At 51.9% G+C, this 233-nt stretch carries 1 protein-coding gene; it reads left to right on the forward strand.

The features are described from left to right. The coding region (locus E1189_RS21960) for a hypothetical protein (RefSeq protein ID WP_196220779.1) at positions 1-233 on the forward strand (233 nt) is incomplete at both ends.

A 233-nucleotide genomic window follows, 5' to 3' on the forward strand; every position in this document is an offset into this window, starting at 1 on the left:
AAGTTAGAACGCCAGCTGGCGGCTGCCCGTAAAACAGTGTCTGGCTTATCGGTGCAGTTTCAAAACCAGAAACAGAAACTGTCGGGTTTGCGGGGTGAACTGCAGAAGAACGGCCTATCCAATCGAGAGCTGAATCAACAGCAAAACAAACTGCAGGCTGAACTGAAACAGACGACAGCGTCTCTCGATCAGATCCAGCGCAAAGCCAAACAATCCCGCTCGGCACTCAAGCG

Source organism: Parendozoicomonas verongulae (genome assembly GCF_009711465.1).
GTDB classification, from domain to species: domain Bacteria; phylum Pseudomonadota; class Gammaproteobacteria; order Pseudomonadales; family Endozoicomonadaceae; genus Sansalvadorimonas; species Sansalvadorimonas verongulae.